Source organism: Micromonospora krabiensis (assembly GCF_900091425.1).
In the GTDB taxonomy this organism is placed as follows: Bacteria; Actinomycetota; Actinomycetes; order Mycobacteriales; family Micromonosporaceae; genus Micromonospora; species Micromonospora krabiensis.
Window position 1 is genome coordinate 3,100,729 of record NZ_LT598496.1, and the last position, 20,158, is coordinate 3,120,886.

18 protein-coding genes are annotated in these 20,158 nt (G+C 72.9%); 3 read left to right on the top strand and 15 right to left on the bottom strand.

All coding sequences use genetic code 11. The annotated features are described in order from the left end of the window. Positions 1-46: 46 nt before the first annotated feature. The 3 genes from thyX to GA0070620_RS13810 all read right to left on the bottom strand — a co-directional run bounded on the left by thyX (position 47) and on the right by GA0070620_RS13810 (position 3,006). Positions 47-790, bottom strand: coding sequence for an FAD-dependent thymidylate synthase (thyX, locus tag GA0070620_RS13800; RefSeq protein WP_091598721.1), 744 nt, complete (start codon positions 788-790; stop codon positions 47-49). Positions 791-1,133: 343 nt separating this feature from the next. Beyond that, complete coding sequence (locus tag GA0070620_RS13805; protein ID WP_091598725.1) at positions 1,134-1,772, bottom strand: DUF2752 domain-containing protein; 639 nt, start codon at positions 1,770-1,772, stop codon at positions 1,134-1,136. Between the two features lie 4 nt (positions 1,773-1,776). Further along, entirely contained in the window at positions 1,777-3,006 is a 1,230-nt protein-coding gene (locus GA0070620_RS13810; protein WP_091590859.1) for a winged helix-turn-helix domain-containing protein, read from the bottom strand. Positions 3,007-3,085: 79 nt separating this feature from the next. Between GA0070620_RS13810 and GA0070620_RS13815 the strand changes: the two genes are divergently transcribed. Then, positions 3,086-3,640 carry a GNAT family N-acetyltransferase gene (locus GA0070620_RS13815; RefSeq protein ID WP_091590862.1) on the top strand — a complete coding sequence of 185 codons (555 nt, stop codon included), beginning with the start codon at positions 3,086-3,088 and terminating at the stop codon, positions 3,638-3,640. Here the strand turns inward: GA0070620_RS13815 and GA0070620_RS13820 are convergent. Continuing rightward, on the bottom strand, positions 3,539-4,816 hold the full coding sequence (locus GA0070620_RS13820) for a glycosyltransferase family 87 protein (RefSeq protein WP_091590864.1): 1,278 nt from the start codon (positions 4,814-4,816) through the stop codon (positions 3,539-3,541). The genes GA0070620_RS13815 and GA0070620_RS13820 overlap by 102 nt on opposite strands. 35 nt (positions 4,817-4,851) lie before the next feature. Here GA0070620_RS13820 and GA0070620_RS13825 point away from each other — a divergent pair, with 35 nt between their 5' ends. Next, positions 4,852-5,433, top strand: coding sequence for a GNAT family N-acetyltransferase (locus GA0070620_RS13825; RefSeq protein ID WP_091590867.1), 582 nt, complete (start codon positions 4,852-4,854; stop codon positions 5,431-5,433). Positions 5,434-5,496: 63 nt separating this feature from the next. Here GA0070620_RS13825 and GA0070620_RS13830 read toward each other — a convergent pair whose 3' ends face one another. The 4 genes from GA0070620_RS13830 to GA0070620_RS13845 all read right to left on the bottom strand — a co-directional run bounded on the left by GA0070620_RS13830 (position 5,497) and on the right by GA0070620_RS13845 (position 9,844). Further along, on the bottom strand, positions 5,497-6,390 hold the full coding sequence (locus GA0070620_RS13830) for a carbohydrate ABC transporter permease (protein ID WP_091590870.1): 894 nt from the start codon (positions 6,388-6,390) through the stop codon (positions 5,497-5,499). Position 6,391: 1 nt separating this feature from the next. After that, positions 6,392-7,513, bottom strand: coding sequence for a carbohydrate ABC transporter permease (locus GA0070620_RS13835; RefSeq protein ID WP_091590872.1), 1,122 nt, complete (start codon positions 7,511-7,513; stop codon positions 6,392-6,394). A 70-nt stretch (positions 7,514-7,583) separates the two neighbouring features. Continuing rightward, a complete protein-coding gene (locus GA0070620_RS13840) occupies positions 7,584-8,834 on the bottom strand; it encodes a sugar ABC transporter substrate-binding protein (RefSeq protein ID WP_091590874.1) in 1,251 nt (416 codons plus the stop codon). 29 nt (positions 8,835-8,863) lie between these two features. Next, positions 8,864-9,844 carry a LacI family DNA-binding transcriptional regulator gene (locus GA0070620_RS13845; protein ID WP_231922371.1) on the bottom strand — a complete coding sequence of 327 codons (981 nt, stop codon included), beginning with the start codon at positions 9,842-9,844 and terminating at the stop codon, positions 8,864-8,866. A gap of 157 nt (positions 9,845-10,001) precedes the next feature. On the opposite strand from GA0070620_RS13845, the gene GA0070620_RS13850 reads away from it, so the two are divergent. Next, on the top strand, positions 10,002-12,116 hold the full coding sequence (locus tag GA0070620_RS13850; RefSeq protein WP_091590878.1) for an amylo-alpha-1,6-glucosidase: 2,115 nt from the start codon (positions 10,002-10,004) through the stop codon (positions 12,114-12,116). Between the two features lie 72 nt (positions 12,117-12,188). Here GA0070620_RS13850 and GA0070620_RS13855 read toward each other — a convergent pair whose 3' ends face one another. The 7 genes from GA0070620_RS13855 to truB form a co-directional block, all read right to left on the bottom strand. Then, positions 12,189-12,689, bottom strand: coding sequence for a GNAT family N-acetyltransferase (locus tag GA0070620_RS13855; RefSeq protein WP_091590880.1), 501 nt, complete (start codon positions 12,687-12,689; stop codon positions 12,189-12,191). 43 nt (positions 12,690-12,732) lie between these two features. Then, the gene (gene dapB / locus GA0070620_RS13860; protein WP_091590882.1) at positions 12,733-13,506 is read right to left on the bottom strand and encodes a 4-hydroxy-tetrahydrodipicolinate reductase; all 774 of its coding nucleotides are present in this window, start codon (positions 13,504-13,506) and stop codon (positions 12,733-12,735) included. 61 nt (positions 13,507-13,567) lie between these two features. Then, positions 13,568-14,995: a M16 family metallopeptidase gene (locus GA0070620_RS13865; protein WP_091590884.1), complete on the bottom strand. Its 1,428-nt coding sequence runs from the start codon at positions 14,993-14,995 to the stop codon at positions 13,568-13,570. A gap of 54 nt (positions 14,996-15,049) precedes the next feature. After that, positions 15,050-17,422 carry a polyribonucleotide nucleotidyltransferase gene (locus GA0070620_RS13870; protein WP_091598728.1) on the bottom strand — a complete coding sequence of 791 codons (2,373 nt, stop codon included), beginning with the start codon at positions 17,420-17,422 and terminating at the stop codon, positions 15,050-15,052. A 224-nt stretch (positions 17,423-17,646) separates the two neighbouring features. Beyond that, positions 17,647-17,916, bottom strand: coding sequence for a 30S ribosomal protein S15 (gene rpsO / locus GA0070620_RS13875; protein ID WP_043962418.1), 270 nt, complete (start codon positions 17,914-17,916; stop codon positions 17,647-17,649). 223 nt (positions 17,917-18,139) lie between these two features. Further along, the gene (locus GA0070620_RS13880; RefSeq protein ID WP_091590886.1) at positions 18,140-19,069 is read right to left on the bottom strand and encodes a bifunctional riboflavin kinase/FAD synthetase; all 930 of its coding nucleotides are present in this window, start codon (positions 19,067-19,069) and stop codon (positions 18,140-18,142) included. 113 nt (positions 19,070-19,182) lie between these two features. Beyond that, positions 19,183-20,103 carry a tRNA pseudouridine(55) synthase TruB gene (truB, locus tag GA0070620_RS13885; RefSeq protein ID WP_377521047.1) on the bottom strand — a complete coding sequence of 307 codons (921 nt, stop codon included), beginning with the start codon at positions 20,101-20,103 and terminating at the stop codon, positions 19,183-19,185. Positions 20,104-20,158: the final 55 nt, after the last annotated feature.

Below are 20,158 nucleotides of genomic sequence, written 5' to 3' on the forward strand. Positions count from 1 at the left end.
GCATCCAACCTAGCGGACGACCACGGACGGCCCGCCGGGGAAGGGCTCAGGAGACCTCGGCGAGCGGGCTCGTCGCCACCTCGGTGCCGTCGGGCAGGGTGGAGATCACGAAGTCGGCGAAGACGTTCGGCGCCACCTTCTGCAGCTGGCGCAGGCACTCGACGGCCAGCTCCCGGATCTCCACGTCGGCGTGCTCGGTGGCCCGCATCGCGATGAAGTGCCGCCACGCCCGGTAGTTGCCGCTGACCACGATCCGCGTCTCGGTGGCGTTGGGCAGGACCGCGCGGGCCGCCTGCCGGGCCTGCTTGCGCCGCAGCGTGGCGTTCTCCACGTCGGCGAAGCGCTGCTCCAGGCCCTCCAGCAGCTCCGTGTAGGCCCGGACGCTCGCCTCGGCGGCCGCCACGAACTTCTTGTGCAGCTCCGGGTCTTCGGCGATCACCGCGGGCTCGACCATGGCGGCGTCCCGCTCCGGGACGTACCGCTGGGACAGCTGGGAGTACGAGAAGTGCCGGTGCCGGATCAGCTCGTGCGTGAAGGAGCGGGAGACCCCGGTGAAGTAGAAGGTCACGGAGCCGTGCTCCAGCACCGAGAGGTGGCCGACCTCGAGAATGTGAGCGAGGTAACCGGCGTTGGTGGCGGTCGCCGGGTTGGGCTTGCGCCAGGACTGGTAGCAGGCGCGGCCGGCGAACTCCGCGAGCGCCTGGCCCCCCTCGGCGTCGGTGGACCAGGGCACGTCGTCCGGCGCCTCGAAGCGGGTCCACGCGATCAACTTCACCTGGGGCTGCACCATCTCCGGCATGCCTGGGACTGTAGTGCCCTGCGGCCCGGGGCCCAACTAGCCCCGAGGCCACGTGTCCTTGATCTCCAGGGCGCACCCGACCGGCGCCGACCTCCCGTCCGGCGGGGTCGCCGGCCGGCCCGTGGCGGCGAGGACGCGCGCGTGGGCGGAGCACGGCACGTGGGCGGGCACGACAGGTGCACGGGGCACGACACGTGCGCGGGGCACGACACGTAGGCGGAGCCGGAGACGTCGCGGGCCGTGATGTCCGGGACGACTCAACTCCAAAGGACGCGAAGAGGCGTCACTGGCCGGCGACCGTTTCGGGCCGCAGGGGCGCGGTCAGCCGGGCAGGTCAGACGTACAGGGAGGTGAAGGGCGCCCAGGGGAGGTTGCGCAGCACCGAGAAGGCCAGCCACACGGCCAGGAAGCCGCCGATGACCTTGCTGCTGATCCGCAGCTCCGGCAGCCGCCAGCCGAACGCCTGCCGACCGGCCCAGGCCACGAAGAGGTAGGCCAGGAAGGGCAGCACGAAGACGAAGAGGAAGTGGTGGCGGGCGGCGGCCGGGAGGTCGCCGTGCAGCACGTACCAGAGCGCACGGGTGCCGCCGCAGCCCGGGCAGTCCAGCCCGGTGGTGAGCTTCAGCAGGCAGGTGGGCGCGGCGTCCGGGTCCGAGCGGGTCGGGTCGCTGATCAGCGCGTAGCCGATGCCGGCCGCGACGCAGCCGACCGCCGCCAGCGGAACGGCCCAGCGGGGCGAACGGTCGTAGAGCCGGACCACGAACCGCGTGAGCCGGTCGGGCTCGGGAGTCGGATAGACCGGCGGCGCCCCGGCCGGCCAACCCGGGTGCGGCGTGCCGTCGACGGGCCAGCCCGGAGGCGGCGTGCCGTCGGCCGACCAACCCGGAGGCGGGACCGCGCCGACCGGAGACGCGGCGGGTGGGGCTTCCGGCGCGCCGGGTGGCGGCGTGGCCGGTCCGTCAACGCTCGTCACGCGCTCACCGTACACCGGCGACGCCCACCAGGGCGGCGGCGAGCGGGCCGGCCAGGTCGCCGGCGGCGGGCGGCGCGACCGAGTCGAGGCCGAGCCAGCCGGCGAGCCGGTAGAGCTCGGCGGCGAGCGCGATCGCGGTCTCGCCGGGCTCGGCGCCGGGCTCGACCCACGCGGCCGGCACCAGCAGCGTCCCGGCCTTCCGGTCGGCCTTCAGGTCGACCCGCGCGGTGAACCGTTCACCCTGAAGGAACGGCAGCACGTAGTAACCGTGGACACGCTGGGGCGCCGGGACGTAGATCTCGATGCGGTAGGTGAAGTCGAAGAGCCGCTCGGTGCGGTTGCGTTCCCAGACCAGCGGGTCGAACGGGCTGACCAGGGTGTTGCCGCGCACCCACCGGGGCAGTCGGGCCTCGGCGTGCAGCCAGGCCGGCTGCCGCCAGCCCGCCACGGTGACCGGCAGCAGCTCACCGGCCTCGGCCAGCTCGGCGATCGCCTGCCGGGCTCCGGCCACCGGGAGGCGGAAGTAGTCGCGCAGCTCCGGCTCGGCGGCCACCCCGAGCGACCGGGCGGCGATCGCCACCAGGGTGCGGTGGGCCTCGGCGTCGGTCGGCGTCGGCGCGTCGAGCGCGGCGGCGGGGAGCACCCGCTCGGGCAGGTCGTAACGGCGGGCGAAGGAGGTGGTGCGCTCGGCGGCGCTCACCTCGCCGGCCCAGAACAGGTATTCCAGGGCCCGCTTCACCGACGACCAGTTCCACCCCCAGTTGCCGGTCTCCCGGGGCGCGTCGTGCTCGATCTCCGCCGCGGTCAGCGGGCCTCGCGCGGCCACCTCGTCGCGGACCCAGGCCACCAGCTCGGGCTGCTCCTGGGCGATCCGCCGCATGCCGCCCCACGACTCGCTGTGCGCCCGTGCCATCCGCCACCGCAGCGCGGCGTGCAGGCCGACCGGGACCAGGGAGGCCTCGTGCCCCCAGTATTCGAACAGCTCCCTCGGCCGGCGGTAGGCGGCCGTGTCGAGCAGCGCCGTCGGGTAGGGCCCGAGCCGGCTGTAGAGCGGCAGGTAGTGGGCCCGCTGGAGGACGTTGACCGAGTCCATCTGGATGAGGCCGACCCGGTCGAGCACCCGACGGAGGTGCCGGCGGGTCGGCACGCCGCCGGGCGCCGGGTCGGCGAAGCCCTGGGCGGCCAGCGCCACCCGGCGGGCCTGGGCGAGGGAGAGCGATTCCGGTGCGGTCATCGTCGGCGACCCTACGTCATGCGTACGACGCCACTCCGGGATGCTGGATTTGCCGGCCGATGGGGCATAGAACGGTGCAATGCTCACCATCCGCCCCGAGGAGCCGGACGACGCCGAAGCGGTCGCGCGGGTGCACGTCCACGGCTGGCAGATCGGCTACGCCGGCATCATGCCCGACGAGGTGCTGCGGCGGCTCAACGTGGCGGCCTGGGCCCAGCGCCGGCGCGACGTCGGCACCGCCGACCCCGAGCACCCGTTCACGACCCTGCTCGCCGAGGCGGCCGACGGACGGGTCGTCGGGTTCACCTCGTTCGGGCCGTACCGCGTCGAGCAGGACCGCGCGGACCTCGACCCGACGTGGGGCGAGGTGCTCGCCCTCTTCGTCGAGCCCGACCACTGGGGCGACGGCACCGCCCGTACGCTGCTGGCCGCCGCCCGGACCGGGCTGGCTACGCGCGGCTGGTCGGCGTACCGGGCGTGGGTGCTGGCGGGAAACCGGCGGGCCCGCCGGTTCTGTGAGCGGGCCGGACTGTCACCGGACGGTGAACGGTCCACCTATCCGGTGCCGCTCTCCGGCGGTCGTCCCCCCGTCGACCTGGTCGAGCTGCGCTACACCGGCCGCCTCGACGGGTGACCCGCCCGGCTCCACCGGCCGGCGCACCGGCAGGAACGCGAGCAGCGCGAGGCTGATCCAGACGTAGGTGTTGCTGCCCAGGAAGCCGTCGACGCCGGTGAAGTCCCGCTCCCAGGACCAGACGATGCGGCTGCTCAGCAGCGCGTACCCGACGAGGGCGGCGACCAGCAGGAGACGGCGCCGGCGGCTGCCGCCGGGCGCCGCCATGGCGTTGTCGACCAGCAGGATCAGCGCCGGAAGCAGCCAGACCAGGTGGTGCACCCAGGTGACCGGGCTGACCAGGCACATCACCACGCCGGTGAGCGCGAGGCCGGTCGCCTCGTCGCCGGCCGCGGCGGCGGCGCGGGACCGCCAGGCCCACAGGGCCAGCGTGCCGAGCACCAGGACCAGCCAGGCGACGGTGCTGGGGTGCTGCGGGTCTAGCCGGGCGACGACGCCGCGCAGCGACTGGTTGGAGACGAAGGCCAACTCCCCCACCCGGCCGGTGTTCCACAGCGCCTCAGTCCAGAACTCGCGGGACGCGTTCGGGAAGAGGGCCGCGGCGAGCAGTGAGGCGCCCGCCGCGGTCGCCGTCGCGGTGAACGCCGCCCGCCAGCGCCGGGTGACCAGCAGGTAGACGACGAAGATGCCCGGGGTCAGCTTGATCGCCGTGGCCAGCCCGATACCGACCCCGGCCCAGCGGTTGCCCGCCGGCAGCAGCCGGAGCAGGTCGACCGCGACCAGGAAGAGCAGCAGCATGTTGACCTGGCCGAAGTTGACCGTCTCGCGCATCGGCTCGAAGGCGGCGGCCAGGCAGAGCGCCACGGCGAGGGCGTACCAGCGGGTCCAGCCGGCCCGCCGCGCGATCGGGTCGACCAGCCACCAGAAGAGCAGCGCGGTCACCACAACGGTGGCCGTGACACTGATCGCGATCGCGCCCAGCCACGGCACGTACGCCATCGGCAGCATCACGAGCGCGGCGAACGGCGGATAGGTGAAGCCGTACTGGGTGAGCGGGCGCAGGTAGTCGTAGATCTCCCCGCCACCGTGCACCCAGAAGTTCAGGGCGCCGTAGTACACCTGGAGGTCGAAGAAGCCGTGCCGCACGGCGGCGACGGCGAGGAACGCGGCGACCGCGACGGCGAGCAGGAGCACGCTGACGGCCTGCCAGATCGTCCTACCGGCACCCTGCGCCACCGCCGCCTCCCTCGCCCTGCGTAGGCTCACGTCCCATGGCTCTCGGGTACGTCCGCCCGGCGCGTCCCGAGGACGCCGGCGAGATCGCACGCATCCAGCTCGCGACCTGGCGGGTCGCGTACCGCCGGATCCTGCCCCGGCACGTCCTCGACAACCTGGACGAGGCGTGGTTCGCGCGGCGCTGGGCCGCGGCGGTGCAGGAGCCGCCCTCCGGCGCCCATCGCGTGCTGGTCGCCGTCGAACAGGCCGAGCAATCGTATCTTGTGGGATTCGCCGCCTCCGGCCCGGCCGATGCGGAGGCCCTCGCGCCCGGCGAGCCCGCCGACGCGCTGGGGACGGACGTCGTGGCCGTCACCGATCTGCTGGTGGAGCCGCGCTGGGGCCGGCGGGGGCACGGCAGCCGGCTGCTCGCCGCGAGCGTGGACCTGTGGCGGGAGGACGGCTTCGGCCGAGCGGTGGCGTGGGCGTTCGACGGCGACGAGGCGACCCGGTCGTTCCTGACCGGCACCGGCTGGGAGCCGGACGGCGCGGCCCGCGCACTCGACGTGGACGACATGCTCGTCCCGCAACTGCGGCTGCACGTGGCGGTCCCGACCGAACCGGTCGCGGAGAACTGATCGGTGGTGGTCCCGGCTCCGCCGGGACCACCACCGACCGCACCGCCGACCGGGCGGGGCCGGTCAGCCCTTGTCCGCGCCGTCGTTGGCGTCCCGGACGAAGTAGCGCTGGAAGATCACGAAGATGATCGCCACGGGGATCGTGGCGAGCAGCGCCGCGCCGAGCTTCAGCGGGTACTCGCTGCCCTTGCCGAGCGACCCGCTGACCAGGTCGGCCAGCCCGCGCGGCAGGGTGAAGAGGTCCGGGTCCTGCACCGACACGAGGCTGTGCGGGAACTCGTTCCAGGAGCCCTGGAACGACAGGATGGTCAGGGTGATCAGCGCCGGCTTCGCCATCGGCAGCACCACCGACCAGAAGGTGCGGAAGATGCTCGCGCCGTCGATCCGAGCCGCCTCCTCGACGCTCACCGGGATCGACTCGAAGAACTGCTTCATGATGAACACGCCCGCCGCGTCGGCGAGCAGCGGCACGATCAGACCGGCGTAGCTGTTGTAGATCCCGAGCTGGTTGAGCACCAGGAACTTCGGGATGAGCAGCACCACCCCGGGGACCGCCATCACCGCGATCACCGCGGCGAACAACCCGGAGCGACCGCGGAACCGCAGCCGGGCCAGCGCGTACCCGGCGAGCGAGTCGAAGAAGACCCGACCGACCGTGACCAGCACAGTGACCAGCAGCGAGTTGCCGAGCCAGAGCGGGAAGTTCGTCCCGGCGAAGATGCGCTCGAAGCCGGCCAGGCTCAGCGGGTCCGGGAACGGGGAGAGCGGGTTCGCCGCCGCGTCCGGCTCGGTCTTGAGCGAGTTGCCGAGCTGGATGACGAACGGGTAGAGGAAGACCAGGGCGAAGAAGACCAGCGTGGCGTACCCCAGGAAACGGGACACGAGCGTGCGGGCGCCGCGGTCCCGGCGCCGCGCGGACGCCGCGGTGGCCGCCGGGCGGTCGGTCAGCACGGCCATGTCACGACCCCTCCGGTACGCGTCGACGCCACCAGCCGCGCCGCCGGCCGACCGGATCCCGGTCGGCCATCACCCGGCGCTGGATCAGGGTGAGCACGATGATGATCAGGAACAGCACGAACGAGATGGCCGCGCCGGAGCCGTAGTCGAAGTCACGGAACGCGGTCCGGTACGACAGGTAGGCCGGGGTGAGGGTGGTCTTGGCCGGGTCACCCTGGCTCATCACGTACACCTGGTCGAAGACCTGCCAGGAGCCGATCAGGCCGAGGGTGAGCACCAGGAACGTGGTCGGCTTGATCATCGGGAGGGTGACGTGGCGGAAGCGCTGCCACCAGCTCGCCCCGTCCAGGGTGCTGGCCTCGTCGAGCGCCGCCGGCACGTTCTGCAACGCGGCCAGGAACATCAACATGAAGGTGCCGGAGGTCGTCCAGACCACCAGCGTGATGATCGAGACCATCGCGACGCTCGGGCCGGAGAGCCACTCCCACCAGGTCAGCCCGAACGGGCCGCCCGAGGTCAGCGCGCCGGGCGGGTTGTCCACCCCGAACACACCGAGCAGCAGGTGCAGGACGCCACGCGAGTCGGCGAACCACTCCGGGCCCCGTACGCCGAAGATGCCGAGCAGGCCGTTGACCGCGCCGGAGTTGGCGAACAGGAACAGGAAGACGACGCTGATCGCGACGGAGCTGGTGACCGAGGGGAAGTAGAAGGCGCTGCGGAAGAAGCTCTTCCCCTTGAGCATCCGGTTGTTGACCACGAGCGCGAGGCCGAGGGCGAGCACGGTCTGCGCCGGCACCACGATCGCCACGTAGTACATGTTGTTGCGGATGCTGGTCATGAAGTCGCGGCGGTCCAGCCCGTCCTCGGTGAACAACCGCGTGTAGTTGTCGGCGCCGACGAACGGAACCTTGCTGGTGAACGGGCTCCCCTGGCCGTTCCAGTCGGTCAGGCTCACCCAGAGCGCCATCAGGATCGGCAGCAGCAGGAACAGCCCGAGGATGACGATCACCGGCGCCACGAAGAGCCAGCCGGCCAGGTTCTCGTTGCCGCGGGTGCCGCGTCCGCGTCGCCGGGGCGCGTCGCCGCGCGCGGTGGCCGGCGCCGTCACGACCTCGGTCGCCATCTCACTCCCTTCCCTCTCTCGGGATGACGGGGCGGGGGCCCTCCGGTCCGGAGGGGCCCCCGCGGTGCCGTCAGCTGCCGCCGAGCGCCGCCTTGGCGTTCTTGTCGAAGTTCGCCAGGATCGTCTTCGGGTCGCCGGTGGCCAGGCTCTGCAGGCTGGCCTCCAGGTCACGCAGCACGCTGTCCATCTTCGGCGCGTTCACCGGGCCCTGCGCGTACGTGACGCCGTCGATGAAGGGCTTGTCCGCCGGGAAGGCGGAGCTGTACTGGTCCCGCACCGACTGACGGGACGGCATGACGCCGAACGCGGTGGCGAAGGCCATCTGCTGCTCGCCGCTGGTCATCGCCTCGACGAACTTGATCGCCTGCTCCTTGTACTTCGACTTCGCCGCGATGCCCCAGCACTGGGTGAAGGACAGGGTGCCCTGCCCCTTCGGGCCGGACGGCAGCGGGACGACCTTGTACTTCACGTTCGGGAAGTCGTTCTGCAGGGCGCCCTTGATCCAGTTGCCCTCGATCGTCATGACGGCCTTGCCCTTGCCGAACGCCTCACCGGACCAGCCGGCGTCGAGCTGCTTCGGGTACTTGGCCAGGCCCTCGGTGAGGAGCGTCTTCACGTACTGGAGGGCGGCGACGTTCTCCGCCGTGTCGGCGGTGGCCTGCTTGCCGTCCTTGCTCACCAGCCAGCCGCCGTTCTGCACCAGGAAGGCACCGATCCGGTCGCGGGTGTCGCCGAGGGCCAGCGCGATCTGGCCCTTCGCCTTGATCTTCCGCGCGGTGGCGGTGAGCTGGTCCCAGGTGGTCGGCACGTCGGCGTCGGTCAGGCCCGCCTTCGCCCACAGGTCCGTGTTGATCTCGAGGGCCAGGGTCGAGAAGTCCTTCGGCGCGCAGTAGAGCTTGCCGTCGTAGGTGAACGTGGTGCGCAGGCTCTCGTAGAAGTCGCCGGTGTTGCTGATCTTGTCCCCGTACGGTTCGAGCGCGCCCACGGCCGCATAGTCGGCGAACCGGGTCGCGTCGACGTAGAAGACGTCCGGCGGGGTGCCGCCGGCAAGCGCCTGGCCGAGCTGCTGGGTGAGGTCCTGGGCCGGAGTGACGGTGGCGGTGTTGCCCGAGGAGCCGGCCCACTTCGCCGCCGCGTCCTGCACCGCCTTGGTCTCGGCCGCACCGGAGGAGCCGATCAGGATCTGCAGGTTGGCCGGCCCGCTGGACTGGGCGGCGTCGCCCGAGTTGTCGTCGAAGCCGCTGCCGCAGGCGGCGGAGCCGAGCAGGGCGACGGCGGCGAGGCCGGCCACCGCCGCCCGGGTGAGGTTTCGAGGTGCCATCGGATTCTCCTGTGGGGGTGGGAAAGGGATCACGCGGTGTGCCGGAGCACCAGCGAGGGCTGGAGCAGCACGGGGTCGGGAGTCTGGTGGTCGCCGTCGAGGACCGCGGTGAGCAGGTCCACGCAGCGGGCGGCGGCCTCGGCGAGAGGCTGGCTGACGCTGGTCAGCCCGACCGCGGCGGCGACCGGGGTGTCGTCGAAGCCGATCAGCGCGACGGCGGAGTCGGCCGCCCGGACGGCCTGGAGCGCGCCGAAGGCGAGCGAGTCACTGGCACAGACCACGGCGGTCGGCGGGTCGGCGACGACGAGCAGGTCGCGCATGAGGCGCTCCCCCTCGGCGATGCCGTCCTCGGTCGCGCGGTCCAGCCCGGTCGGGTCGGCGCCGGCGGCGCGGAGCGTCTCCCGCCAGCCGGAGCGCCGGTCGTCACCGACACCGGAGCCGGGTGGCCAGCCGAGGAAGCCGATCCGTCGGTGGCCGTGGGCCAGCAGGTGGGCGGTGGCCAGCGCCGTGCCGGCGGCGCCGTCGACGTCCACCCAGGGGTGGGCGGTCAGGTCGTCCCACGGCCGGCCGAACGTCACGAACGCCACGCCGCGTTCGGCCAGCCAGGCCGTACGCGGGTCGCCGTGGTCGGTGCCGGTCAGCACGAAACCGTCCAGGTCGTACGCGGTGAGCAGGTCGTCGTACGCGGCGATCTCGCTCTCGTCGTCGCCGGCCGTGTAGAGCATGGTGCGGTAACCGGCCGTCTCTGCGGTCTCGGTGAGGCCGTGCAGGAAGCGGTCGAGCACCGACCCGTTGATGCCGTCCCGAGTCGGCTCGATACGGACGGCGATCAGGCGGGAACGGCCGGTACGCATCTGGCGCGCGGCCTGGCTCACCCGGTAGCCGAGACTGTCGATCGCCTCCTGGACCCGCTGCCGGGTCTCCTCCCGGACGATGTGCGGGGCGTTGAGGACGTTGGACACGGTCTGGCGGCTGACGCGGGCCTGCCGGGCCACCGTCGCTATGGTCACCTTTTCCGCCACAAAATCCCTCTCGCCATCTTGAACGATCCAATTTGGATAGGGCAGGATTAGATCGTTCAAGTTTCTGGAATGTTTCGCACTTTGCACCGCCCGGGACGAGTTGTCAAGACATCCGTCCCGCCCCGACAGAATCTGGAGCCGCACCGTGACCGAACGCCTGCTGCAACCCCTGCTGCACGAGCTGGTGGGGGCAGTCCTCGCCCCCACCAGCGCACTGGGGGACGCGACCGGGCAGATCCGACCGGCCGGCGTGCAGGGCGTCTTCCACGCCGACGCCCGGGTGCTCTCCCGCGCCGTGCTGCGCGTCGACGACCGCGAGCCGGAAGGGCTCAGCCACGGCCCCGACGGCGCGCACGGCGTGCGCTTCGTCGGCCTCACCCGCTGGCTCGGCGACCCCACACCCGACCCGACCGTCCGCGTCGACCGCCGACGCCGCCTCGTTCCCGGCGGGCTCACCGAGGAGATCCGGATCGTCTCCACCGCCTCGGTGCCGGTCCGGGCGACCGTGAGCGTCGAGCTGGCCTGCGACCTGGCCCCGATCGAGGTGGTCAAGTCCGGCGGCGTCGCCGAGCCGCTGGCCGCCAAGGCCGGCCAGCCCGGTCAGCTCACCTGGGCCGCCGACGGCATCACCGTGACCGTGTCCGGCGCCGACGCCGAGGTCGTGGCCGACGGCGACCGGGCCGCCACCCCCCGGCTGACCTGGCCGGTCGAGCTGCCGCCCCGCGCGTCGACCGTGCTGCGCTGGCGGCTCGCCGTCGAGGACCCGCGCGCCGTGGTGGTCTGCCCGCCCGGCGAGCCGACCTGGTCACGTCCCGAGCTGCGGGCCGACGACCGGCGGCTGGTGCGGCTGCTCGACCGCAGCCTCGACGACCTGCGCGGGCTGCGGCTGGCCGAGCCCAGCGCGCCGCAGGATGTCTTCCTCGCCGCCGGAGTGCCGTGGTTCCTCACCCTTTTCGGGCGGGACAGCCTCTGGGCCGCCCGGATGCTGCTGCCACTCGGCACCGACCTGGCCGCCGGCACCCTGCGCGTGCTGGCCCGCCGCCAGGGCACCCGGGTCGACCCCGCCACCGGCGAGGCACCCGGCAAGATCCTCCACGAGCTGCGGCGCGACGAGTTCGCGCTGCCCGACAACGGGCTGCGGCTGCCGCCGGCCTACTACGGCACCGTCGACGCCACCATGCTCTGGGTCAACCTGCTGCACGACGCGTGGCGGTGGGGGCTGCCCGCCGACCAGGTCGCGCCGCTCCTGCCCCACCTGGACGCCGCGCTCGGCTGGCTCGCCGACCACGCCGACGCCGACGGTGACGGCCTGGTCGAGTACGTCGACACCACCGGGCACGGCCTGGCCAACCAGGGCTGGAAGGACTCCGGCGACGCCGTCCGCTTCCGCGACGGCAGCCTGGCCGCGCCGCCGATCGTCCTGGCCGAGGTGCAGGGCTACGCCCACGAGGCAGCGGTGAACGCCGCCGCCCTGCTGGACGCGTTCGGCCGTCCCGGCGCCGACCGCTGGCGCGAGTACGCCGACCGGCTCGCCCGCCGGTTCCGCTCCGCGTTCTGGGTGGACGGGCCCCACGGCCCCCAGCCGGCGCTGGCCCTGGACCGGGACAAGCGCCCGGTCGACTCACTGACCAGCAACATCGGTCACCTGCTCGGCACCGGTCTGCTGTCCGGCGAGGAGGAGGCGCAGGTGGCGCGGCTGCTCGGCACCGAGGCGCTGGCCGGCGGGTTCGGGCTGCGCACCATGTCCACCGACGACGCCGGGTTCAGCCCGCTGTCGTACCACTGCGGTTCGGTCTGGGCGCACGACACCGCGATCGTCCTCGCCGGCCTGGCCCGGGCCGGGTTCCGCGACGCGGCGCTCGGCCTGGCCGACGGTCTGCTCGGCGCGGCCGAGGCGTTCGACTACCGCCTGCCCGAGCTGTACGGCGGGGACGACCGGTCCCTCGGCCGTCCGGTGCCCTACCCGGCGGCGTGCCGGCCGCAGGCGTGGGCCGCGGCCGGGGCGGTGCTGCTGCTCCAGGCGGCCACCGGCGTCTACCCGGACGTGCCGGGCGGCACGGTGCGGCTGGCGCCGCTGGCCGGTCCCGAGCTGGGCGCGGTGGCGGTCGACCGCCTGACGGTCGCCGGCGCCCCGGTCGGCGTGGCGGTCGACCGCACCGGTCACCCGACGATCACGAACCTCCCGGCCGACCTGACCGTGACCACCGCCCAGATCCCCACCCAACGCCCAGCTCCGTCCGCGACCCCCGCGCGGCCCTGACCGCCCGACCCCTCGGTTGATCATGAAGTTGTCGCCCGACCGCCTCGGCGTGTCGCGGCAACAACTTCATGATCACCGGGGCTGGGTCGGAGGTGGGGGCGGCGGGGTGGTCAGCTCGGCGATGACCTCGTCGTCGTCGACCTCGCCGGTGGGGTGGAAGCCCAGGGCCATGTAGAGGGCGGCGGCCGCCGCGTTCTCCGGGTGGTACGACAGCCGCACCGGCGGATTCCCCTCCCGCGCGGCCAGCCAACCGGCCAGCGTCGACACCGTCGCCGCGCCGATCCCCCGCCCCTGCTCCGCGGCGTCGATCACCATGCCGCCGATCCAGTGCGACCCGTCGTCGTCCACGCCCCACATGACGTGCCCGACGACCGTCTCGTCGGCGTACACCGCGAGCGACGTCCACACGTCCTCACGACTGGTCAGCAGCAGGTAGCGGGCCGCCAGCGCGGCCACCCAGGCACGCTGGTCGTCCCGGGGCGCGACGTCGGCCACCGCCCGCCAGTTGTCGTCGTCGACCGGGCGGAGGGTGACCCGGCGCCCGGCCCGGTCGTGGTGTGCGGCGTCGATCATCGGGGCAGCCTAGAGATGCCCGCCAGGCGACGCGAGCCGATTCCTAACCGAGCAGCGGGTCCAGGCCCAGCGTGAGACCGGGCCGGTCGGGCACCGCGCGCACGGCCAGCAGCACCCCGGGCATGAACGAGACCCGGTCGTACGAGTCGTGCCGGATGGTCAGCGTCTCACCGGTGGTGCCGAACAGCACCTCCTGGTGCGCGACCAGGCCGGTCGCGCGTACGGCGTGCACGCGTACGCCGTCGATGTCGGCGCCCCGGGCGCCCGCCACCTCGTCCTTCGTCGCGTCCGGCACCGGGCCGAGACCGGCCTCGGCGCGGGCCCGGGCGATCTGCCTCGCGGTGTGGGTCGCCGTGCCGCTGGGTGCGTCCAGCTTGCGCGGATGGTGCTGCTCGATGATCTCGACCGACTCGAAGTGCCGGGCCGCGCGCGCGGCGAACTGCATCATCAGGACCGCGCCGATGCCGAAGTTCGGGGCGATCACCGCGCCGACGCCCGGCTTCGCGGCCAGCCAGCCGCGCACCTGCTCCAGCCGCTGCTCGGTGAAGCCGGTGGTGCCGACCACCGCGTGGATGCCCCGCTCGACGCACCACTGGAGGTTGCCCATGACGACGTCCGGGGTGGTGAAGTCGACGACCACCTGGGCGCCCGCGTCGGAGACCGCCGTCAGGTCGTCGCCCTGGTCAACCGTCGCGACCAGCTCCAGATCGGACGCCGCGTCGACGGCCTTGCACACCTCGGCACCCATCCGGCCCCGGGCACCCAGGACACCGACCCGCAACGGCTCGGCGGGGCTACTCACCTGCTCGTCAGTCACGGCCCACAACCTATCCCACCCCCGAGGGCCGAACCCCCGCCACCCGGAAGCCGGCGGGCGGTCAGCGGGTGGGGAAGTCGGTCGGGTTGAACGGGCCGACCACGGCCAGCGACATCTCCCGGCCCAGCAGCTCGGCGGCGAGGGCGTTGACGTCGTCGACGGTCACCGCGTCCACCCGGGCGAGCAGGTCGTCCACCGGCATCAGGTCGCCGTAGAGCAGCTCGCCCTTGGCCAGCCGACTCATCCGCGAGCCGGTGTCCTCCAGGCCCAGCACGAACGAACCCTTGGACATGCCCTTGCCCCGGGCCACCTCGGCCTCGGTCAGCCCACCCGCGGCGACCCGCGCCAGCTCGGCACGGGTCAGGTCGAGCACCTCGTCCACCTTGCCCGGTGCGCAACCGGCGTAGACCGCGAAGATGCCGGTGTCGGCGTACTGGCTGGCGTAGGAGTAGACCGAGTAGGCCAGGCCGCGCTGCTCCCGGATCTCCTGGAACAGGCGGCTGGACATCCCGCCGCCCAGCACGTTGTTGAGCACGCCGAGCGCGAAGCGACGCTCGTCGGTGCGGTCGATGCCGGGGCAGCCGAGGATCAGGTGCGCCTGCTCGGTCTCCTTCGACTCGACCATGGTGGTGGCGGGTCGGGTGCGTACGGCCGGAGTGGCCGCGCGCGGCGGCGCCGGCTCGGCCTTCTCGGTGTCCAGCGGGCTGCCGCGCAGCGCCTGCCGGACCAGCTTCACCACGGCCGCGTGGTCCAGGTTGCCGGCCGCCGCCACGACGATCTGCGGGGCCGTGTAGCGCCGGCGGTAGAAGCTCTGGATCTGCCGACGGCTCATCGGCGTGACCGTCTCCTCGGTGCCGGAGATCAGCCGGCCCAGCGGGTGGTCGCCGTAGACGGCCCGGGAGAAGAGGTCGTGCACCTCGTCACCGGGCTCGTCGTCGTGCATGGCGATCTCCTCGAGGATCACGCCCCGCTCGGTCTCCACGTCCGCCGGTTCCAGGACGGAGTCGGCGACCAGATCGCACATCACGTCGATCGCCAGCGGCAGGTCCTCGTCCAGCACGCGGGCGTAGTAGCAGGTGTACTCCTTGGTGGTGAAGGCGTTCGTCTCGCCGCCCACCGCCTCGATCGCCGAGGAGATCTCCAACGCGCTGCGCTTGCGGGTGCCCTTGAAGAGCAGGTGCTCCAGGAAGTGCGCGGCGCCCGACTGGGTGCCGGTCTCGTCGCGGGAGCCCACCGCCACCCAGATCCCGAACGACACGCTGCGCATCGTCGGGATGGCTTCGGTGAGGACGCGCAGACCGCTGGGGAGCACGGTACGGCGTACCGTGCCGCCCAGCGGGTCCTCGGCGATGGTGCGGGTCACCGCACGCCCGGCCCGGCCGCCGATCTCGGCGGCCCGGGCGGCGGAACCGGCGTGGGTCGCTCCTCCGGGGAACGACACCACCCCCCGTCGATCCGGCGGAAACGGCGCACGAACGGCCCGACTCACGTGTTGCTCCCAGATCGACGAGGGGTGGTGATGGTGCTGTGGTGCGGGGACGGATCAGCTGTGCCGGGTCCGGCGGCGCGGACGCTCGCCGCCCTCGCCACCCTCGCCGCCGCCCTGGCCACGGTCGCCGCGCTCCGGGCCCCGGCTGCCGCCGCGCTCCCGGTCACCACGGTCGCGCGGGCCCCGGTCGCCCCGGTCCCGGCCGGCCGGACGCTCGGCGGCGCCCTCCTCGGCGGCCGGCGCCTCGGCGCCCTCCGGACGGACCTTGTCCAGGTAGATCTTGCCCCGCTGGTCGATGTCGGCGATCTCCACCTCGACGCGGTCACCCACGTTGAGGAAGTCCTCCACCTTCTCGACCCGCTTGCCGTCGCCGACCTTGGAGATGTGCAGCAGACCGTCGCGGCCCGGCAGCAGCGAGACGAACGCGCCGAACGCGGCCGTCTTCACCACCGTGCCGAGGAACCGGTCGCCCACCTTCGGCAGGGTCGGGTTGGCGATCGCGTTGATCCGCTCCACCGCGGCCTGGGCGGACGGGCCGTTGGTCGCGCCGACGTAGATCGTGCCGTCGTCCTCGATGGAGATCTCGGCGCCGGTCTCGTCCTGGATGGCGTTGATGGTCTGACCCTTCGGGCCGATCACCATGCCGATCTTGTCCACCGGGATCTTGACGGTGGTGACCCGCGGCGCGTAGTCGCTCATCGCGGCCGGGCCCTCGATCGCCGCCTGCATCACGTCGAGGATCGTGTGCCGGGCCTCGTGGGCCTGCTGAAGCGCACCGGCCAGCACGTCCGACGGGATGCCGTCGAGCTTGGTGTCGAGCTGCAGCGCGGTCACGAAGTCCCGGGTGCCGGCGACCTTGAAGTCCATGTCACCGAACGCGTCCTCGGCACCGAGGATGTCGGTCAGCGTCACGTACTGGGTCTTGCCGTCGACCTCGTCGGAGATGAGGCCCATGGCGATGCCGGCAACCGGCGCCTTCAGCGGCACACCGGCGGAGAGCAGGCCCAGCGTGGAGGCGCAGACCGAACCCATCGAGGTCGAGCCGTTCGAGCCGAGGGCCTCGGAGACCTGCCGGATCGCGTAGGGGAACTCCTCACGCGACGGCAGCACCGGGATCAGCGCCCGCTCGGCGAGCGCGCCGTGCCCGATCTCGCGACGCTTCGGCGAGCCGACCCGGCCGGTCTCACCGGTCGAGTACGGCGGGAAGTTGTAGTTGTGCATGTAGCGCTTGGACTTCTCCGGGGAGAGGGTGTCCAGCGACTGCTCCATGCGCAGCATGTTGAGGGTGGTGACGCCGAGGATCTGGGTCTCGCCACGCTCGAAGAGCGCCGAGCCGTGCACCCGCGGCAGCACGCCGACCTCGGCGGTCAGCGGGCGGATGTCCCGCGGGCCGCGGCCGTCGATGCGGACCTGCTCGCGCAGCACCCGGCTGCGGACCTCGGCCTTGGTCAGCGAACGGAACGCGGCGCTGACCTCCTTCTCCCGACCCTCGAAACGCTCACCGAGCTCCTCGGTGACCCGGGCCTTCACCCGGTCGAGCGCCTCCTCGCGGTCCGCCTTACCGGCGATCTTGAGCGCCTCGGCGACGTCGGCGCGGGCCACGTCGGCCACCGCGTCGTAGACGTCGTCCTGGTAGTCGAGGAAGACCGGGAACTCGGCGACCGGCTTGGCGGCCACCTCGGCCAGCTCGCTCTGCGCCCGGCACAGCTCACGGATGGCGGGCTTGGCGGCCTCCAGACCGCTGGCCACGACCTCCTCGGTCGGGGCGGCGGCACCGCCGGCGACCAGGGCGACGGTGTGCTCGGTGGCCTCGGCCTCGACCATCATGATCGCGACGTCGCCGTCCGGCAGCGCGCGACCGGCGACCACCATGTCGAAGGTGGCCCGGGTCAGCTCCTCGTGGGTCGGGAAGGCGACCCACTGGCCGTCGATGTGCGCCATGCGGGTCGCACCGATCGGGCCGGAGAACGGCAGGCCGGAGAGCTTGGTCGACATCGACGCGGCGTTGATCGCGACGACGTCGTAGGGGTGCTGCGGGTCGAGCGCGAGGACGGTCTCGACGACCTGGACCTCGTTGCGCAGGCCCTTGACGAACGACGGGCGCAGCGGCCGGTCGATCAGGCGGCAGGTGAGGATCGCGTCCTCGCTGGGACGACCCTCGCGGCGGAAGAACGAGCCGGGGATGCGGCCCGCGGCGTACATGCGCTCCTCGACATCCACCGTCAGCGGGAAGAAGTCGAACGACTCCCGAGGCTGCTTGCTCGCGGTGGTGGCGGAGAGGACGACGGTCTCGCCCAGCTGGGCGATCACGGAGCCGGCGGCCTGACGGGCCAGGCGGCCGGTGGAGAAGGTGATCTCACGGGTGCCGAACGACCCGTTGTCGATCACGGCGGTGCGGGATTCGGTGCCGAGGTTGGTCTCGGTCATGGTGCTGTCGTGCTCCTTCGCGTCGGGGGCCCGCGACACGGGAGCTGCCCAGACGGCCGGTCTTCGATCGAAGCGCCCGGGTGGCCGGCGAACTGCCGGGGTGCCCGGGGGCCACTACCGGAGACCGGTGCGCTGACCGGCTCCCTCTCGAATGGTCGAGCGGCCCTTTTCTTCTGTGGCGCCGAACGGGGGAGTGGCCCACTGCGGGCCACTCCCCCGTCACGTCACCGGCGCAGACCGAGCCGCTCGATGAGCGACCGGTAGCGGTTGATGTCCTTCTTCTGGACGTAGTTGAGCAGCCGACGGCGACGGCCGACCAGCAGCAGCAGCCCACGGCGGCTGTGGTGGTCGTGCTTGTGCACCTTCAGGTGCTCGGTGAGCTCGGCGATCCGCTTGGTGAGGACCGCGACCTGCACCTCCGGCGAACCGGTGTCGCCCTCGGCGGTCGCGTACTCCGCACGGATCTTGGCCTTGGCTTCCTGGTCGAGCGCCATGTTCTCCCTGTTTCGATGGGTTGATCAACAATGTCCGTCGTCCCGTCCGGTGGACCGGACGCGGACCGGTTCCTCGCACCCGCGGCGTCGAGCAGGCACGCGAGGCCCCACGTCGGTCGTCCGACGTCACCGCCAGACTACCAGTTACCGCCGGAACCGCCCGGCCAAGGGCGGCGCGCCCGGTTCGCGGCGCCCCCGGACGGGGCGTGGGAGCGCGACCGGATCAGCTCAACGCGCGGCGCGTCCGCTCCACGTCCTGGTGCATCTGCGCGATCAGCGGCTCGATCGAGTCGTACCGGACCTGACCCCGCAGGTGGGCCACGAAGTCCAGCGCCAACCGCTCGCCGTACAGGTCGCCGTCGAAATCCAGGGCGTACGCCTCGACCCGCCGCTCCCGGCCGGAGAACGTCGGGTTGGTGCCCACCGACACGGCGGCCATCAGCGGCTCCCGCTGGCCGCGGCGGACCAGCCGGGCCGCGTACACGCCGTCGGCGGGAATCGCCGCGTAGCGGTGCAGGAGCAGGTTGGCCGTGGGGAAGCCGAGCTCGCGACCGCGCTGGTCGCCCCGGACCACCACGCCCTCCACCCGGTGCGGGCGGCCGAGCGCGGCCTCCGCCGCGCCCACGTCCCCCGCGTCCACGCACGAACGGATGTAGGTGGACGAGAAGACGGTGCCGGCGGCGGCCACCAGCGGGGCGGCCTCGACCCCGAAGCCGAAGGTACGGCCCAGCCGCTCCAGCAGCGCCACGTCGCCGGCGGCCCGGTGCCCGAAACGGAAGTTGTCGCCCACGACCACCTGCGCGGCGTGCAGGTGCTCCACGAGCACGTCGTGCACGAACGCCTCGGCCGACAGCCGGGAGAACTCGGGAGTGAACGGCACCACACAGAGCACATCGGCGCCGAGGGCCTCGATCAGCTCGGCCTTGCGCGCCGGCTCGGTGAGCACCGCCGGGTGCGAGCCGGGGCGCACCACCTCGGCCGGGTGCGGGTCGAACGTGACGACCACAGACTGCACGCCCAGCTCACGGGCCCGGGCGACGGTGTGGCCGATGGTGGCCTGGTGCCCCTTGTGCACGCCGTCGAAGACCCCGATGGTGACGACGGACCGCCCCCAGCCACCGGGCGCCGTGTCGTACCCCCGCCACCGCTGCATGCCGCTCCTCCCCTGCCCGCCGACCGGCACCCCGCCGGTCGGCTCCCGTTCCCGCTCCGCCGGCTCCCGGCCGGCTCCGGTCCGGCCGCGCGGCCGGGACCCGCTGCCCGCCGTCAGGCCGGGGCCAGCACGATCTCCGCGCGGGCCCGGCCCTCCCGCTCGCTGACGATAGCGACCAGGCCGCCGGACGGATCGAACACGGCGTACGGCCCGGCGATGCCGGCCGGCTCCAGCGGGCCGCCGTGCGAGAGCACGACGGTCTCGGCGGGGGTCGCGTCGCGGCGCGGGAAGAACCGGTCGGCCGCCGCGGCGAGCGGCAGCGTGACCACCTCGGGCGCGCGGCGCTCCAGCTCGTCGAGGGTCGCCGCCTCCGCCAGCGCGAAGCCACCCACGGCCGTACGCCGCAGCGCGGTCAGGTGCCCGCCCACGCCCAGGGCCAGGCCGGCGTCCCGGGCGATGGCGCGGATGTAGGTGCCGGACGAGCAGGTCACGTCGACGTCCACGTCGACCACGTCCGGCTGGTCCCGCCGGACGGCGAGCAGCTCCAGCCGGGACACGGTGACCCGGCGGGCCGGCAGCTCGACGCTCTCCCCCTCGCGCACCCGCTTGTACGCCCGCTGACCGTTGATCTTGATGGCGCTCACCGCGCTCGGGACCTGGTCGATCTCGCCGGTCAGCGCGGCGAGCGCGTCCCGGATCGCCGCGTCGGTCACCAGACCGGCCGGCGTGGTGGCGATCACGTCCCCCTCGGCGTCGTCGGTGACGGTGGCCTGACCGAGCCGGATCGTGGCCGTGTAGCTCTTCCCCGCCCCGATCACGTACGTCAGCAGGCGGGTGGCCCGGCCCACCCCGATGACCAGCACACCGGTCGCCATCGGGTCGAGGGTGCCGCCGTGGCCCACCCGGCGGGTCCGGGCCAGCCGGCGGATCCGCGCCACCACGTCGTGCGACGTCATGCCGCCGGGCTTGTCGACAACGATCAGACCGTCTGCGCTCACGTCGTCCAAGCCTGCCAGACGGATCCTCCGCCGCAGCGACGGCACCGTCGGGCGAGTGGGCGGCGGCACGCCGGGCCGGTGTCGGGTCAAC

Excerpts from the sequence above, each read along its gene's own strand:
- GA0070620_RS13870 (WP_091598728.1), bottom strand. The coding sequence starts at position 17,422 with ATGACCGAGACCAACCTCGGCACCGAATCCCGCACCGCCGTGATCGAC.
- GA0070620_RS13825 (WP_091590867.1), top strand. The coding sequence starts at position 4,852 with ATGGCTCTCGGGTACGTCCGCCCGGCGCGTCCCGAGGACGCCGGCGAG.
- thyX (WP_091598721.1), bottom strand. The coding sequence starts at position 790 with ATGGTGCAGCCCCAGGTGAAGTTGATCGCGTGGACCCGCTTCGAGGCG.
- GA0070620_RS13880 (WP_091590886.1), bottom strand. The coding sequence starts at position 19,069 with ATGCAGCGGTGGCGGGGGTACGACACGGCGCCCGGTGGCTGGGGGCGG.
- GA0070620_RS13835 (WP_091590872.1), bottom strand. The coding sequence starts at position 7,513 with ATGGCGACCGAGGTCGTGACGGCGCCGGCCACCGCGCGCGGCGACGCG.
- GA0070620_RS13855 (WP_091590880.1), bottom strand. The coding sequence starts at position 12,689 with ATGATCGACGCCGCACACCACGACCGGGCCGGGCGCCGGGTCACCCTC.
- GA0070620_RS13840 (WP_091590874.1), bottom strand. The coding sequence starts at position 8,834 with ATGGCACCTCGAAACCTCACCCGGGCGGCGGTGGCCGGCCTCGCCGCC.
- rpsO (WP_043962418.1), bottom strand. The coding sequence starts at position 17,916 with ATGGCGCTCGACCAGGAAGCCAAGGCCAAGATCCGTGCGGAGTACGCG.
- GA0070620_RS13810 (WP_091590859.1), bottom strand. The coding sequence starts at position 3,006 with ATGACCGCACCGGAATCGCTCTCCCTCGCCCAGGCCCGCCGGGTGGCG.
- GA0070620_RS13830 (WP_091590870.1), bottom strand. The coding sequence starts at position 6,390 with ATGGCCGTGCTGACCGACCGCCCGGCGGCCACCGCGGCGTCCGCGCGG.
- GA0070620_RS13815 (WP_091590862.1), top strand. The coding sequence starts at position 3,086 with ATGCTCACCATCCGCCCCGAGGAGCCGGACGACGCCGAAGCGGTCGCG.